General features: G+C 68.4%; 11 protein-coding genes and 1 pseudogene. 6 read left to right on the top strand and 6 right to left on the bottom strand.

Annotated elements, in window-relative coordinates:
* The first annotated feature begins 196 nt into the window (after nucleotides 1-196).
* On the top strand, nucleotides 197-2,260 hold the full coding sequence (locus VOI27_RS17970) for a hypothetical protein (RefSeq protein ID WP_323767047.1): 2,064 nt from the start codon (nucleotides 197-199) through the stop codon (nucleotides 2,258-2,260).
* 437 nt (nucleotides 2,261-2,697) lie between these two features.
* Here VOI27_RS17970 and manD read toward each other — a convergent pair whose 3' ends face one another.
* The 3 genes from manD to VOI27_RS17955 form a co-directional block, all read right to left on the bottom strand.
* A complete protein-coding gene (gene manD, locus VOI27_RS17965) occupies nucleotides 2,698-3,921 on the bottom strand; it encodes a D-mannonate dehydratase ManD (protein WP_323767046.1) in 1,224 nt (407 codons plus the stop codon).
* Between the two features lie 170 nt (nucleotides 3,922-4,091).
* Entirely contained in the window at nucleotides 4,092-4,583 is a 492-nt protein-coding gene (locus VOI27_RS17960) for a GNAT family N-acetyltransferase (RefSeq protein ID WP_323767045.1), read from the bottom strand.
* Between the two features lie 2 nt (nucleotides 4,584-4,585).
* Nucleotides 4,586-5,725, bottom strand: a complete 1,140-nt coding sequence (locus tag VOI27_RS17955; protein WP_323767044.1) for a Gfo/Idh/MocA family oxidoreductase — start codon at nucleotides 5,723-5,725, stop codon at nucleotides 4,586-4,588.
* A gap of 225 nt (nucleotides 5,726-5,950) precedes the next feature.
* Between VOI27_RS17955 and VOI27_RS17950 the strand changes: the two genes are divergently transcribed.
* The 3 genes from VOI27_RS17950 to VOI27_RS17940 all read left to right on the top strand — a co-directional run bounded on the left by VOI27_RS17950 (nucleotide 5,951) and on the right by VOI27_RS17940 (nucleotide 7,887).
* On the top strand, nucleotides 5,951-6,514 hold the full coding sequence (locus VOI27_RS17950) for a carboxymuconolactone decarboxylase family protein (protein ID WP_323767043.1): 564 nt from the start codon (nucleotides 5,951-5,953) through the stop codon (nucleotides 6,512-6,514).
* 107 nt (nucleotides 6,515-6,621) lie between these two features.
* Complete coding sequence (locus VOI27_RS17945; protein WP_323767042.1) at nucleotides 6,622-7,269, top strand: DsbA family oxidoreductase; 648 nt, start codon at nucleotides 6,622-6,624, stop codon at nucleotides 7,267-7,269.
* 3 nt (nucleotides 7,270-7,272) lie between these two features.
* Nucleotides 7,273-7,887, top strand: a complete 615-nt coding sequence (locus VOI27_RS17940) for a TetR/AcrR family transcriptional regulator (RefSeq protein WP_323767041.1) — start codon at nucleotides 7,273-7,275, stop codon at nucleotides 7,885-7,887.
* Here the strand turns inward: VOI27_RS17940 and VOI27_RS17935 are convergent.
* The 3 genes from VOI27_RS17935 to VOI27_RS17925 form a co-directional block, all read right to left on the bottom strand.
* Nucleotides 7,871-8,614, bottom strand: coding sequence for a hypothetical protein (locus VOI27_RS17935; RefSeq protein ID WP_323767040.1), 744 nt, complete (start codon nucleotides 8,612-8,614; stop codon nucleotides 7,871-7,873). The two genes, VOI27_RS17940 and VOI27_RS17935, sit on opposite strands and share 17 nt — an antisense overlap.
* Before the next feature lie 134 nt (nucleotides 8,615-8,748).
* The gene (locus VOI27_RS17930) at nucleotides 8,749-10,299 is read right to left on the bottom strand and encodes a hypothetical protein (protein WP_323767039.1); all 1,551 of its coding nucleotides are present in this window, start codon (nucleotides 10,297-10,299) and stop codon (nucleotides 8,749-8,751) included.
* Nucleotides 10,300-10,737: 438 nt separating this feature from the next.
* Nucleotides 10,738-11,646: a LysR family transcriptional regulator gene (locus tag VOI27_RS17925; protein ID WP_323767038.1), complete on the bottom strand. Its 909-nt coding sequence runs from the start codon at nucleotides 11,644-11,646 to the stop codon at nucleotides 10,738-10,740.
* 157 nt (nucleotides 11,647-11,803) lie between these two features.
* Here VOI27_RS17925 and VOI27_RS17920 point away from each other — a divergent pair.
* Nucleotides 11,804-13,380 (top strand): annotated as a pseudogene (locus tag VOI27_RS17920) (trimethylamine methyltransferase family protein).
* A gap of 528 nt (nucleotides 13,381-13,908) precedes the next feature.
* The gene (locus VOI27_RS17910) at nucleotides 13,909-14,433 is read left to right on the top strand and encodes a molybdopterin-dependent oxidoreductase (protein ID WP_323767036.1); all 525 of its coding nucleotides are present in this window, start codon (nucleotides 13,909-13,911) and stop codon (nucleotides 14,431-14,433) included.
* Nucleotides 14,434-14,456: the final 23 nt, after the last annotated feature.

The following is a 14,456-nucleotide window of genomic DNA, read 5'->3' as shown; positions in this document are numbered from 1 at the left end:
CGGTGTGCTCGGTCGTTTCCTGATGTCGGCTAATAAACTGAAAAAACGGTTAAAATCTTGGTCTTTTTTGCGGCGATCGGGGTGGGGGTATAGCCTCGGCTCGTTGGGGAACACATGGGCGTGGTGGGGCCGATCGATTGGGATCGGGTTGCCTGGGGGCCGCACGCAGAGATTTTTGAAAGGGAACGTCAGCGCAATGACCGATATTATTGATCCGGGCGATACAATCTACGAAATGGATCCGAGCGGCGGCACCAAGGGCTCCGGCTCGGGTGGCTCTGGCACGGGCGGATCGGGCTCTGGCGGCTCCGGTTCGGGCGGCTCCGGTTCGGGCGGGAGCAAGGGCTCTGGCTCGGGTGGGTCCGGGTCGGGCGGCTCTGGTTCAGGGGGCTCTGGTTCGGGCGGCTCCGGCAGCGGCGGCTCGAAGGGGTCCGGCTCTGGCGGCAGCAAGGGCTCCGGCTCGGGTGGTTCGGGGTCCGGCGGGTCCGGCTCTGGCGGCAGCAAGGGCTCCGGCTCGGGTGGTTCGGGGTCCGGCGGGTCCGGCTCTGGCGGCAGCAAAGGCTCCGGCTCTGGCGGTTCGGGATCCGGTGGCTCCGGCTCTGGCGGTAGCAAAGGCTCCGGCTCTGGCGGTTCGGGATCCGGTGGATCCGGCTCGGGTGGCAGCAAGGGCACCGGCTCTGGCGGCTCGGGATCCGGTGGCTCCGGTTCGGGTGGCAGCAAAGGCACCGGCGGCTCGGGGCATGACAAGGCCAGCACCACGAAATCCTATCACAACGGTGGCGTCGAGGGTGACGGCTATTCCGAGTGGTATGACGCCAACATGGCCGATGAGTTCAAGACGGCCGACAGCGGCCCCGAGGGCCAGGTGCTTGACCTCAGCGATGCCGGCGCGGCCTTTGTGCTGCATGTGACGGTGTCCGAGGACGGCACCAAGATGGGCAGCGTCGAGTTCCAGGATGCCGAGGGCAATGGCGTGGCCTGGGGGCACTTCGGCGATGTCACCGAGATCATCCTGCCGGAGGATCCGGAGAGCTATTACTACAGCGAGGACGAATTCGAGGCCATCGGCGACCACGGCGAGGGCAAACCGCCACTGGTTTCGCTCGACGCCTACCTGTCGCCGGCCGAAAGCCATGAGGGCGGCGGGACCAAGGGGTCCGGCTCGGGCACTGGCGGCTCTGGTTCGGGCGGCAGCAAGGGCTCCGGCTCCGGTGGGTCTGGTTCCGGCGGGTCCGGTTCGGGCACCGGCGGCTCTGGTTCGGGCGGTAGCAAAGGGTCCGGCTCTGGTGGGTCTGGTTCCGGTGGCTCCGGTTCGGGCGGCTCGGGGTCCGGCGGCTCTGGTTCGGGCGGCAGCAAGGGGTCCGGCTCCGGTGGGTCTGGGTCCGGCGGGTCCGGTTCGGGCGGTTCGGGGTCCGGCGGCTCTGGTTCAGGCGGCAGCAAAGGGTCCGGCTCCGGTGGGTCCGGTTCGGGCGGTAGCAAAGGGTCCGGCTCCGGTGGGTCTGGGTCCGGCGGGTCCGGTTCGGGCGGTAGCAAGGGCTCCGGCTCTGGCGGTTCGGGAACCGGCGGCTCTGGCTCGGGTGGCAGTAAGGGTTCCGGCTCTGGCGGCTCGGGAACCGGCGGGTCCGGTTCGGGCGGTTCGGGGTCCGGCGGCTCTGGTTCGGGCGGCAGCAAAGGGTCCGGCTCCGGTGGGTCTGGGTCCGGCGGGTCCGGTTCGGGCGGCTCGGGGTCCGGCGGCTCTGGTTCGGGCGGCAGCAAAGGGTCCGGCTCTGGTGGGTCTGGTTCCGGTGGCTCCGGTTCGGGCGGTAGCAAAGGTTCCGGCTCTGGTGGGTCTGGGTCCGGCGGCTCTGGTTCGGGCGGCAGCAAGGGGTCCGGCTCTGGTGGGTCTGGGTCCGGTGGGTCCGGCTCGGGTGGCTCGGGGTCCGGTGGATCTGGCTCTGGCGGTAGCAAAGGGTCCGGTTCTGGTGGGTCGGGTTCGGGCTCTGGCGGCTCGGGGTCGGGCAGTGGCGGCTCGGGCTCCGGCTCTGGCGGCAGCAAGGGCTCGGGTTCTGGTGGCTCGGGCTCCGGCACCGGCGGGACCAAGGGGTCGGGGGATACGGCCAAGTCGGCGGGCCTTCCGGAGTTCACGCCCTATGCCAGCGATTATCCCGACATGTCGGAAGCCGACGTGATGGAGATGATGAGCACATCCGAGACCGAGCAGGAGAGCTCTGACGAGGACATGCCGAACGACTGGGACGACGGCGACGACATCATGGTCTGACCCGGTCCTGGGACCGACGACACGATGGGGGGCGGCACGAGCGATCGTGCGGCCCCCTTATCGCATCCGAGAGGGGCCGAGATTGTGAGCTTGAATTGGCCTGGAACGGGCCTGACCTCTCGGACGAGGCGATGCGGAGGGTTCGGGGCGGTCGCGACGACTGTTTGAGCCAAGGCCAAGACCGACGATACGACGGGGGGGAGCGCGAAGGAACGTGCCGCGCTCCTGCTATCTGCGGGTCTCCGAGCTGGTGAGCGTTTCACGTGTGCTGGATCGGGCTTGTCTGCTCGGACGAGGCCATGCTGAGGGATCGGCGCGGTCGCCACGACCCTACGGTCTGAGCCGGTCCAGGGAACGACGACACGACAAAGCGCGGCACGAGGGATCGTGCCGCGCCCATGTCATTTGCAGGCCTGCCGAGGCGACCGCGCAGGGGCTCAGTAGTTCCACATCGTCCCGTCCTCGAGCCGCACCACCGGGTGGCTGCCGGCGACATAGTCGTAGCGCGCGACCTCCGTTTCGTCGAAGTCCACCCCCAGCCCCGGCGCGTCCGAGACATGCACCATGCCGTTCTCCATGCGGTGCTCCGAAGGGAACAGCGCGTCGCATTCCGGCGTGCCGAGCACGAGGTATTCCTGAATGCCGAAGTTCGGTGCCCAGGCGTTGAGATGCGCCTGCGCCGCCATGCAGAGCGGCGAATGGCTGGGCGCGCCGTGAAAGCCGGTGCGCACGTTGTGGAGGCCAGCAAGGTCGACGATCCGCTTCACCGGGGTGATGCCGCCGGCATAGGTGACGGCGACGCGGATGAAGTCGATCAGCTCCTGTTCGATCAGCCTGTTGCAGTCATAGACCGAGTTGAAGACCTCGCCGATCGCCACCGGCACCGTCGAATGCCGTCGCAGCAGCTTGAGCGCGTCCTGATCCTCGGCCGGGGTCGGGTCCTCGAGCCAGAACAGCCGCGCGGGCTCCACCGCCCTGGCGAACTCGGCCGCCTCGCGCGGGGTCAGACGGTGGTGGACGTCATGCAGGATGTGCAGCTCGGGGCCGAAACGCTCGCGGATCGCCATCAGCGCGTCGGGCATGAAGCGCATGTATTTGCCGCTGTCCCAGATCTCCACCGTCGGCTTGATGCCGGTGAAATCGGTGATGTAGTTCTTTTGGCCTTTCTCCTCGGGCACCGCATAGCTGGCCGTGGGCATGCCGGGGATGCCGCATTGCACGCGCACCGCCTTGTAACCCTCGTCGACATAGCCCGCGATCGAGTCTATCAGGTCCTCGAGATCGGCGCCGGTGGCATGGGCATAGACCATCGCGCCCTCGCGGCTCTTGCCACCGAAGAGCTGGTAGAGCGGCATGTTGGCGAGCTTGCCCTTGATGTCCCAGAGCGCCATGTCGATCGCGCCGAAGGCCGCCATGGCGATCGGGCCGCGGCGGAAATAGGCACCGCGGTAAAGAAACTGCCAGATGTCCTCGGAGTTGCGCGGGTCCATACCGATGATCGTCGGGATCAGGTAATCCTGCAGGTATTTCGCCGGCAGGGTCTCGCGGTTGTTGAGCGTGGCGTCGCCGAGACCGTAGACCCCGGCGTCGGTCATGATCTTGAGGGTGACGTAGTTCTTCTTCGGTCCGCCGACAAAGACCTGGGCATCGGTGATTTTCATGTGCTCTCTCTCCCTTGTGCGGGGCCGGCGAGGCGGATGCCGGCCGGGCGCCTGTGTGTGTGTCACCCGGCCGCTTTGGGGCCGGGCCTGTGGTGTCTGCGTATGGCGCGCGCTGGTGCCCCTCCCCGAGGGCGATCAGCCGCGGCCACGGGCCCCGGCGCTGGCGCGGGTCATCCGTCCAGCGCCTTGGTCATGTAGTGCTCGGGGCCGTGATTGCCGTCGACCGGCCCGCTGTCGGTCATGCCAAAGCGGCGATAGACCGCCAGCGCGGCGGCATTGTCGGCGTCGACGGCGAGGGTCAGCCGGCGGACCTCTGGCCAGCGTTGGTGCAGCGCCGCCACCGCCAGCCGCAGCGCCGCATGGCCCCAGCCGCGACCTTGCCAGGGCAGGGCGATCTTGAGCCCGTGGATCGATGCGGTGGCCGGGGTGCCGGCCTGAGCCGGGACGCGGCGAAACAGGGTGAGGCCCACCGGCGTGCCGTCCAGAAGGACGCACAGGCCCAGCACCGCGCCGGGGGCCGCCGCCTGCCAGTCATCGAGCGACTCGGGGAAGGACTTGCCGAGACAGGCCTGCCGCCCGGTCACCGGCAAGGCCCGCAGCGCGGCCAGCTGCGGCGCGGTCAGCTCTGACAGCTCGGTGACGGAGAGAGCCTCGGCCGTCATCCTCAGGCCAGCCCGGTCACGTCGGTCCAGTTCTGGTTGCGCCGGATCAGCTCGATGATCTGCTGGTACTGTGCGCCCTCGGCGAAGGTCGGGTAGGGCTCGACCGTCTCGCCTTCGATGTCGCGCACGAATTCGCTGGCGAGGGTGTGCCAGCAGAGCTCGGTCTCGCCTTTGACGTCGGGCACCGATTTGGCGATTGCCTTGGGCAGGGCGCGGGGGGTCCATTCCTTGTCGGCGCCGTAATGCGACAGCAGGCCGCTGCCGTAATGGCCCTTGATGTAGAGCGCGCCCTCGGTGCCGTAGACCACGATGTGATCCTCGTGGAAGCGCGGCACCAGACCGCCGTGCTTGAACAGCACCGAGACCGGTTTGTCGGCCATCGGGCTCTCGAGCTGGGCCATCACGGTATAGGACCACTCGACGTTGCTCTCGCCCCATTCCAGCGCCGGATCGTCGAGATCCTTGGGGATGAAATTGCGCCGCGTGGCGAAGTTGTGCACGCCCTCGACGATCGGCGCGCGGCCGAGGTCGTCACGCACTTCGCCGGCGATGCGCAGGATGCGCTCGCCCACCAGCGCACAGGCGATCGACAGGGTGTGGGTGAAGTTGTTGTTGAGCCGGCCGCCGCCCTGTTCCTTGCGGTGCGACCAGCCGAAGGGGATCTCGCGCTCGAGGTTGAAATGCGAGATGCATTCGATCTCGGTGGGTTGGCCGATGGCGCCGTCTGAGATCAGCTGCCGGGCGTGCAGCACCGACGGGGTGTAGCGGAAACTGGCGGCATAGGCGGTCTTGACGCCGCGGGCCTCGGCGAGGTCGCGCAGCTCGATCGCGGTCTCGGCGCTTTCGGTCATCGGCTTGTCGCAGAACACGTGGCAGCCGGCGGCGATGGCGGATTTGATCGGCTCGTAATGCGCGCCGCCGGGGGTGGCGATCGAGACGATGTCGGGGCGGCACTCGGCCAGCGCGGCGTCCCAGTCGGTGCCGGCATGGGGGATGTTCATCGCTTCGGCCACCTGCTGCACCACGCGGGGGGTGCGCCCGACGATGCCGACAATCTCGGCCCCGGCGCCGCGAAAGGCATCGGCATGCCCCTGACCGGCGAAACCGGTGCCGGAAATCAGAACTTTCAATCGTCGGCTCATCATCGTCTCCTCAGTAATGACGACTAGTATGCTAGTCGAATTTGCCAGGGCGGGCAATCGGATTCGGTTCACGCCGGTATAAGCGAGATTATGGTATCATCTGCTGCGCTCACGTTTGAGTGAATGCTCAAATGAGGGCATTGAGTGTTTGCTCAAAGCGTCTATGTCTCTGGCAAGGCGGCCGCACAGGCCCGTCCGAACGTTACATTGGCAAAGGACAGACAGATGACCGATTTCACCCTTCACACCCAGGACACCGCCCCCGAGGATGCCAAGCCGCTGCTGGCGCAGTCGCAGTCCGCTTTCGGCTTCATCCCCGGCCTGCATGCGGTCATGGCCGAGTCGCCGGAACTGCTCGAGGCCTACCAGCGGGTGCACGCGCTCTTTGCCAAGTCCAGCTTCACCGCCGAAGAGCTGACCGTGGTCTGGCAGACCGTGAACGTCGAAAACGCCTGCCACTACTGCGTGCCGGCCCATACCGGCATCGCCAAGAGCATGAAGGTCGACGATGCCATCACTGACGCCCTGCGCGACGGCACGCCGCTGCCCGATGCCCGGCTCGAGGCGCTGCGCAGCTTTACCCTGCATCTGGTCCGCCAGCACGGCACTCTTGATGAGGCGCAGGTGCAGACCTTCCTCGACGCCGGCTTTACCCGGCGCAACATTCTCGAGGTGATCCTTGGCTATTCGCAGAAGATCATGTCGAACTACACCAACCACCTGGCCGACACCCCGGTCGACACGGTGTTCGAGAAATTTGCCTGGGCGCCCGCCGACAAGGCCGCCTGAGCCCCGACCGGGGCGGCCGGCGCATGGCCGCCCCTTACCGCCACAGCGGCCGCGCCCTATATGGCAGGCAAGACCAGGCCCGGCGACATTCCAGAAAGGCTGCAGACATGACTGAGCAGACCCTCCGTATCGACATCATCTCGGACGTGATGTGCCCGTGGTGCATCATCGGCTATCGCCAGCTGGCGCAGGCGCTCGAGGCCACCGGCACCCCGCATGAGATCCACTGGCACCCGTTCGAGCTCAACCCCGAGATGCCGCCCGAAGGCCAGAACATGCGCGAGCATATCGCCGAGAAATACGGCTCCACCCCCGAGCAATCGGCGCAGAGCCGGCAACAGATGACCGCGCTGGGCCAGAGCCTCGGCTTCGACTTTGCCTTTGCCGAGGACATGCGGATGCACAACACCTTCGCGGCACATCAGCTGCTGCACTGGGCCGGCGAACAGGGGCAGACACACGCTCTGGAAATGGCGCTCTTCACCGCGCATTTCACCCATCGCCGCGACCTCTCTGACCCGCAGGTGCTGGCCGATATCGCCGGCGAGACCGGTCTCGACCGGGCCGAGGCGCTGGCGGTGCTGAACGACGGCCGCTACGCCGAGGTCACCCGCGAGCACGAGCGGTTCTGGCTGCGGCAGGGCGTTCGGGGCGTGCCGGCGATGGTGTTTGACCGCAAGCATCTGGTCACCGGCGCGCAGGGCGTCGAAAATTACACCAGCGTTCTCGATCAACTCGCCCCGCAAGAGGCCTGAGCCATGCCCCGCGCCGCCCCCTACGACCGCGAGGCCACGCTCGAGGCGGCGATGGGGCTGTTCTGGCGCAAGGGCTATCACGCCACCTCGCTCAAGGATCTGGAGGCGGCGCTGGCGATGAAACCGGGCAGCATCTATGCCGCCTTCAAGAGCAAGCAAACGCTCTACCTGTTGGCGATGGAGCGCTATTTCCAGCGCTTTCGCGACCAGTTCCGCGACCGGATCGCCGCCGCCGCCTCGCCGTTGCAGGCGCTGGCAGATCATCTGCGGTCCTACGCGGCGCTCTCGCCCGGCGATGCCAACGGCCAGGCCTGCATGCTGGTCAAGAGCTTCGTCGACACCCGCAGCACTGACCCGGTGATTGCCGACCGTGCGCAAGGCTACCTGGCCGAGATGCGCGACGAGATCGCCGCCGGGTTCGAGCGCGCCAGCCAGCAGGGCGAGATCGCGCCCACAAGCGACTGCGCGGCGTTGGCGCGGCGCTATCAGGGCTATGTCAACGTGCTGCGGCTTGAGCTGCACCAGGGGATTGCGCCGGCGGATCTGCGCGTTCTGGCCGAGAGCCTCGCCGGAGAGATCGAAGCCCTGCGCGCCGGCGAGCTCAGCCGGGACGGCTGATCTTGCAGTCGGTGTCGGCGTATTCGTCCCGCAGCAGGTCGATCAGAAAGATCTCGGCATCGAGTTCGTTGAGCATCAGCTGGCGCCACTCCGCCAGGCTCTCTGGCAGCCCGGTCTCGCCGGCCTCCAGCTCGCGCAGCGCATCGGCGGCGGCCTCGAGCCGGGCGCGCAGGACCGACTCCTCGCCCTCGAGCGCCAGCATCGCCTCGCCCAGCGTGCGCGCCGCCAGCAGCCGGCGGTGCGTGTAAAGCCCGCCGGGGCCGGTGACCCGCGGCAGCATGCAGGACCAGCGCTCGGCCAGGCAGACCAGCGCCATGTCATGCCGGTCGGTATAGTCATCGGCACCGAGCATCTGGATCACCAGCCGGCCCTTGGGCGCGCGCAGCTGTGCCCCGCGTGCCGCTGCCAGAAGCTGCGGCCCGCGCGCCTGCGTGGCCAGCGCCCGAAACAGCGTGGCACCGGCCAGAAAGGTCTCTCTTGCGCGCTGTCGCATGCCGTCGCCAGAGGCGGCCGCGGCGGTGCGCAGCCGGGTTTCGGTGCCCGAACGCAGGCTCGGCCCGCCGGCAAGCGCCGCCATGGCGCGCCGGGCACTGCCGTCGATTTCATGCAGCGGCGCCGTGGCGATCATCGCATAGCAGCGGGTGGCCGCCTGCCGCGCGCGGGCCAGATCGGCGCAGCCCGCCACCGGGCAGAGGGTCACCGCCGGCGCTTCGAGCGTGACCGTCATCGCGCCGCGCCCCGCCCGTTTCTGGCCTGTCTCGACCGCACCTGTGCCTCCTGGTTCTGCCGCAGCCTCGGAGTATGAAGCCCTGCGCGGCAGGGGCCATCGGGGGGAGCGTCAAAAAGCCGTCAAAGCCGCGCTCAGGCGGAGCGCACCAGCCCGACGGCGCGCAGGCCGGGCACCGGGTAATCCTTGTCGGACAGGGAATCGATGGTGAAATCGGGCTCCAGCCGCCGCAGCCGGCGGATCGCCAGCCGCAGCTCGTCCATGTCGCCGCGCGCGGCATGGATCGCGGTGAGATAGCGCAGCGGCGCGCGGTAGAGCGGCGCCGTCTGCGTCGCCCGCTCGGCATAGCGCACCGCGTCGTCGAGCATCCCGGCGCTGGTGGCGGCGGCGCAGCTGAAGGTATCGACCACATAGGAATAGAAGCTGCCGCCCTGGATGCGCTGGCACATCTCGCTGTCGCGCACCCCGCGCAGACCATCGCCGCCAAGCGCATAGGCGGCGCCGCGATGCAGCCAGGCCAGCGGGTTGGCGCGGTTGATCTCGAGCGCCCGGGTCGCCAGTTCGATGCCGCGCGCCCGGTCGCCCAGGATGAAGGAGGCGGCATAGGACACCAGCGCCAGGGTCATCGAGCCGCAGGGATCGAGCTCCAGCGCCTTGCGGCAGAGCGCCTCGGCGTTTTCCTGCAGCGCGCGCTGGTCACGGTGATCCTTCTCAGCCCGTTCCATGGTGGTGATATAGGCCAGCCAGGCCAGGTAGAGCCCCTTGCGATGGACCTCGTAATTGCGCGACAGCTGGGTCTTGGCGAGCTTGAGGTCGCCGGGCCGGTTGCGAAAGATCAGCCTTACCGACCCCAGCGTGCCGGTGGCGAGATAGTCGTTGGTGGCCGCGTCAGCATGCCCCGGCGCGAGATCGAGCAGGGTGCGCTCGACCGTGCGGTTGATCAGCCGCAGCAGCTCGGTGTCCTCGACGATCGCGACCGGGTCGCCGCTCACCGTCGCGGTCATCGACCATTTCGGCGCCGCCGGCCGGCCGTCGGAGAGCGAGACATGCGCTGCCGCGCGGCCGCCGCTGGCCTCCATCCGGGTCGACAGCAGGTACTGCGCCAGCGCCTCGGGGTCGACTGGCGCCGGCCTGTCGGGCGCGTCCGCGAGGGTGGCGATCGGCAGGGCGCACCAGTCGCCCAGGGAATTGGCGATCCCGTGTGACAGCATCCGGTGGTGCATCTCGTCGGCAGAGCCGGACCAGAGGATCTCGACCGGCAGCCGCCGCGACAGCCGCTCGCGCCCGCAAAACTGGCCGCGCAGCTCTTCGAGCCAGTCGCTCAGTGCGGCATCGGTGCTCTGCACATCCTCGAGAAACAGCAGGCCGCTGGCGGTCTTGTCGCGGGCCTGGTCGAAATCGGTCTCGACCGTGCCCGGGGCGAACCCCACGGTCTTGCGGTCGGTCTCGAAGACCGACGAGGCCGGTCCCAGCACCGCGCGGATCTCGCTGATGGCCTGTCTGAGACTGGCCAGCGCCTGCGCCTGTGCGCGGTCTGACCAGAGATGCTGCGCGAGGTAGGCGCGCGACCGGCTGGCGTCGGGCGCCATCAGCACCATGGCAATCAGCGCCTTGGCCTTGGCCCCCTTGGGCGTCCGGTCGCGACCGGTGCCATCGGTCACCCGGAATGCGCCGAACAGGGTCACCCGAAGCCTTGCCTCGGGTGTGGCAGAACGCGGCCCCGCGGGTCTTTGTGCGAGTTCGGTCAAATCACTGGTTCCTCGCCTCGGACTGGTTAACAGATATCACAAAACACGCCCTTTTACTTAACAAAACCGTCAGCAAGGCCGCAAATCCGCATCTCGCCGGGCCGGCATCGGTGAGGGTTTCACCGTTTATCAACCATTTCTTGAAAAGGTCGGCTGAGGAGAGACCTTTTCTGACAAGGGCCGCAGGGTCTCACATGGGCGGCCGGGTTTCAATCAAGGGGACGCGCCATGACACTGAACGACACCGGCAACACCTGCACCATCTGGCCGCGGGCCGGGCCGGCCGCGGGGTCCTGACGCGCTGCACTGCCGCCTGACGGGACCGCGCGCGCGGGTTCCGGTGGGCCGGGGCCCCGTTGCCGCACCCGGAGCGCTTCAGCCGGGGCTGACCGGCCGGCGCTCTGCCGCCGTCGAGACCAGCCAGTCGCACAGCAGATGCGCCTGTCGCGAGGCATGCGGGCTGACCTTGATGTAGAAATCCAGCGGCGAGGGCAGGCTGGCGTCCAGCAGCGGCACCAGCCGGCCGGCGCGTTCCAGCTCGGCGGTCAGGCCCTCCCAGCCCAGCACCGCGCCCATGTCATCCTCGGCCGCCTGCAGGGCAATGACATAGTTGTTGACCCTGAGACCGCCGCCCACCGGCCCGTCATGGCCCAGCGCCCGGCACCAGTCGCGCCATGAGGTCCAGCCGGTCACGGCCCCGTCGACATGGATCAGCGGCAGATGCTCGAAATCCGCGATCCGCTGCAGCCGGTGGCGGGCGGCAAAGCGCGGGCTGGCCAGCGGCTTGATGCAATCATGGATCAGCAGCCGGCAATCGCCGCGCTCGCGCGCCATGTCACCGTAGTGAATGGCAAGGTCCGCATCCGCGCTGCCAATGTCGAGATCGCTGACGTTCTGCGCCACGGTGATATGGCCATGCGCCCGCCAGAAGGCGCCGAGCCGCGGCGTCAGCCAGAGCGCGCTGACCGCGGTGGTGGCGCGGATCGTCACCGAAGGCCGCCCGGCCCGCGCCCGCAGCTGGTCGACCGCGCCGGCCATCTCCTCGAAGCCGCGTTGCAGCGCGACCAGCAGATAGGCGCCGGTCTCGGTCAGGCTGACGCCGCGATGATGCCGGCGGAACAGGGTCTGGCGCAGCTCGGTCTCCAGCGTCTTGACCTGAAAGCTGATCGCCGCCGGAGTGACGTTGAGCTCCTGCGCGGCGGCCTTGAAGCTCTCGTGCCGCGCGGCGGCCTCGAAACTGGCAAGCGCGGTCAGGGGCGGCAGGTCATAGGGGCGTCTGGACATGAGACTGACTTGTGCAAGGTGGGTGACAGAAGCGCTATTTCTGGGATATGGCCTAGCGCTGGCTCAGATCACCTGAGCCATAGCGCAATAATTTTGCGATTGCCAGCGGCCGGGCGGCGGGCGGAGACTGGCGGCCTGACCCAGGAGGGACGCCGCCATGCTCGACCGCCGCGAGACACCCGCCCGCAAGGCCCGCCGCCGCGCCCGGCCAGAGCGCCGCGCCGCCCCGGGCGAGAACGCGCATCTGCAGGTGCCTTTTATCCGCCGCCGCCTGCCGACCTATGACATTCTGGACGACGACAGCCTGTCGCGCATCGAGGCGGCCGCCGACCGGATCCTGGCCGAGATCGGCATGGAGTTCCGCGGCGATCCCGAGACCGTCGCGCTGTTTCGCAAGGCCGGCGGGCAGGTCAGCGACCAGGCCGAGGTACGCGGCGAGGCGCGCTGGCGCATCCGTTTCGAGCCCGGGCTGATCCGCGCGCTGCTGGCGACCGCGCCGGCGCGGTTCACCCAGCATGCCCGCACCCCGGCCAACAGTGTCGAGATCGGCGGCGATGCGGTGGTCTTTGCGCCTTCCTACGGCTCGCCCTTCGTGATGGACCTTGATCGCGGCCGGCGCTACGGCACGCTCGAGGATTTCCGCAACTTCATCAAGCTCGGCCAGAGATCGCCCTGGCTGCACCATTCCGGCGGCACCATCTGCGAGCCCACCGACGTGGCGGTGAACAAGCGCCATCTGGACATGGTCTACAGCCACATCCGCTATTCCGACCGGCCGTTCCTCGGCTCGATCACCGCGCCCGAGCGGGCGGCGGATTCGATCGAGATGTGCCGCATTCTCTTCGGCGCCGATTTCGTCGAGCGGCACTGCGTCATCATGGGCAATTTCAACACCACCTCGCCGCTGGTGCTTGACGGGGCGACGACGCGCGGCATCCGCACCTATGCCGCCGCAGGCCAGGGGTCGATCGTGCTGCCGTTCCTGCTGGGCGGCGCGGTCTCGCCGCTGACCATGGCGGGCGCGGTGGCGCAGAGTCTGGCGGAGTCGATGGTCGGCTGTGCCCTGACCCAGCTAGTGCGCCCCGGCGCGCCGACGGTGCTGGCGGGGTTCCTGTCGTCGATGTCGCTGCGCTCTGGCAGCCCGACCTTCGGCACGCCAGAGCCGGCGCTGGGCTCGCTGGTGCTGGGGCAGCTGGCGCGCCGGCTGAACCTGCCGCTGCGCTGCGCCGGCAATTTCAGCACCTCGAAACGCCCCGACGGTCAGGCGATGCAGCAGGCGATGATGTCGATGCTCTCGGCGGTGCAGTGCGGGGCGCATTACGTCCTGCATTCCGCCGGCTTCCTCGACGGGCTGCTCAGCATGTCCTACGAGAAGTTCGTCATGGATTGCGACATGTGCGGCGCGCTGCATGGCTATCTCGGCGGGCTCGAGGTCAGCGAGGACACGCTCGGCGTCGCGGCGCTGGCAGAGGGCGGGCCGGGCGAGCACCTGTTCGGCACGCGCATACCCTGCGCCATTACCAGACCGCCTTTTGGGACAGCAGCCTGAACGACGACCAGCCCTGGGAAACCTGGGACGAGCAGGGCGCACAGGATTACGCCACCCGCGCCAACGCCCGCTGGAAACAGCTGCTGCGCGACTACGAGGCGCCGCCGCTCGATCTCGGGACCGACATGGCGCTGCAGGATTTCATCGCCCGCGAGAAGGCCTCGAAAGAGGACATGTGGTATTGATCGCGGGGCCTTGGGCGGCGGCGGCTGTCCCGGTCTCGCGGGAGGCCCCGGAGCAAGTCCGGGGCGGGGTGAGCAGGCGGCAGGCACATCCGCCCCGCCCCTCGCGCTCCGCCGGCCCGCGCTGTCCCCGAAGCCCGGATAGCAGAAGCCGTCGCGACAGCAGCCCCGCCCGCCGGCCTCACCGCTTCGCCAGAGACCCCGGAGCAGGTCCGGGGACGGGGTGTCAGGCGGCCGGCACGCCCCGCCCCTCTCGCTCCGCCGTCCCGGCCTTGAGCCGGGACCTCTCGCTCGGCCCGTTTGCCCCCAAGCCCACCAATCTCCACCCCGGCGCGTCACACCCGAAGCCCTCCGGACACCCGCGAGTGACCGCCGGCGATCAACCATCATGTGTCGCGCCGATGACGTTGCAACCACAACCCTATCCCAATGGGTATACGCGACATCCCTAATCGCCGATGCGGTATGCCTTCGCGACAGGCTAATGTAGCCTCGAGCCCAACCCGTCCGGTCACGCAAGAGGAGCGCGTCATGACACAGGCCCACAAGTCCCGCGCCAGACGGGCCCTGGCGACGCTCGCGGTGCTGGCGGTGTCTGCCACCGGCGCCGTGGCGCGAATGCTGGAGGCGCCGGAGGGCGAGGTCATCCTGACCGTCTCGGGCAATGTCCAGGCCACCAACGCGACCGGCAAGGCCGAGTTCGACCTCGCCATGCTCGAGGCGCTGCCGGTGACCGAGTTCACCACCTCGACGATCTGGACCGAGGGCACCCATACCTATACCGGCGTCGCGCTGGAGACCTTTCTCGATGCAGTCGCGGCCGAGGGCACCCGGCTCGAGGCGATGGCGATCAACGACTACTCGGTCGAGATCCCGATCAGCGATGCCATCGAGGGGGGCCCGATCCTGGCCTACAAGGTCGACGGCGCGCCGATGTCGCGCCGCGAGAAGGGGCCGATCTGGCTGATCTACCCCTATGACCAGAGTGTCGACTATCGCTCCGAGACGATCTACACCCGCAGCATCTGGCAGCTCGACCGGCTGCACGTCGAGTAGCCGACACCACCGCGAGGGGCGAT

This window comes from Marinovum sp. (genome assembly GCF_034669705.1).
Classification (GTDB): domain Bacteria; phylum Pseudomonadota; class Alphaproteobacteria; order Rhodobacterales; family Rhodobacteraceae; genus Marinovum.
Note: the sequence above shows the minus strand (reverse complement) of the source record. Positions and strands in the feature narration are given on the sequence as shown.

Excerpts from the sequence above, each read along its gene's own strand:
- VOI27_RS17970 (WP_323767047.1), top strand. The coding sequence starts at position 197 with ATGACCGATATTATTGATCCGGGCGATACAATCTACGAAATGGATCCG.
- manD (WP_323767046.1), bottom strand. The coding sequence starts at position 3,921 with ATGAAAATCACCGATGCCCAGGTCTTTGTCGGCGGACCGAAGAAGAAC.
- VOI27_RS17960 (WP_323767045.1), bottom strand. The coding sequence starts at position 4,583 with ATGACGGCCGAGGCTCTCTCCGTCACCGAGCTGTCAGAGCTGACCGCG.
- VOI27_RS17955 (WP_323767044.1), bottom strand. The coding sequence starts at position 5,725 with ATGAGCCGACGATTGAAAGTTCTGATTTCCGGCACCGGTTTCGCCGGT.
- VOI27_RS17950 (WP_323767043.1), top strand. The coding sequence starts at position 5,951 with ATGACCGATTTCACCCTTCACACCCAGGACACCGCCCCCGAGGATGCC.
- VOI27_RS17945 (WP_323767042.1), top strand. The coding sequence starts at position 6,622 with ATGACTGAGCAGACCCTCCGTATCGACATCATCTCGGACGTGATGTGC.
- VOI27_RS17940 (WP_323767041.1), top strand. The coding sequence starts at position 7,273 with ATGCCCCGCGCCGCCCCCTACGACCGCGAGGCCACGCTCGAGGCGGCG.
- VOI27_RS17935 (WP_323767040.1), bottom strand. The coding sequence starts at position 8,614 with ATGACGGTCACGCTCGAAGCGCCGGCGGTGACCCTCTGCCCGGTGGCG.
- VOI27_RS17925 (WP_323767038.1), bottom strand. The coding sequence starts at position 11,646 with ATGTCCAGACGCCCCTATGACCTGCCGCCCCTGACCGCGCTTGCCAGT.
- VOI27_RS17910 (WP_323767036.1), top strand. The coding sequence starts at position 13,909 with ATGACACAGGCCCACAAGTCCCGCGCCAGACGGGCCCTGGCGACGCTC.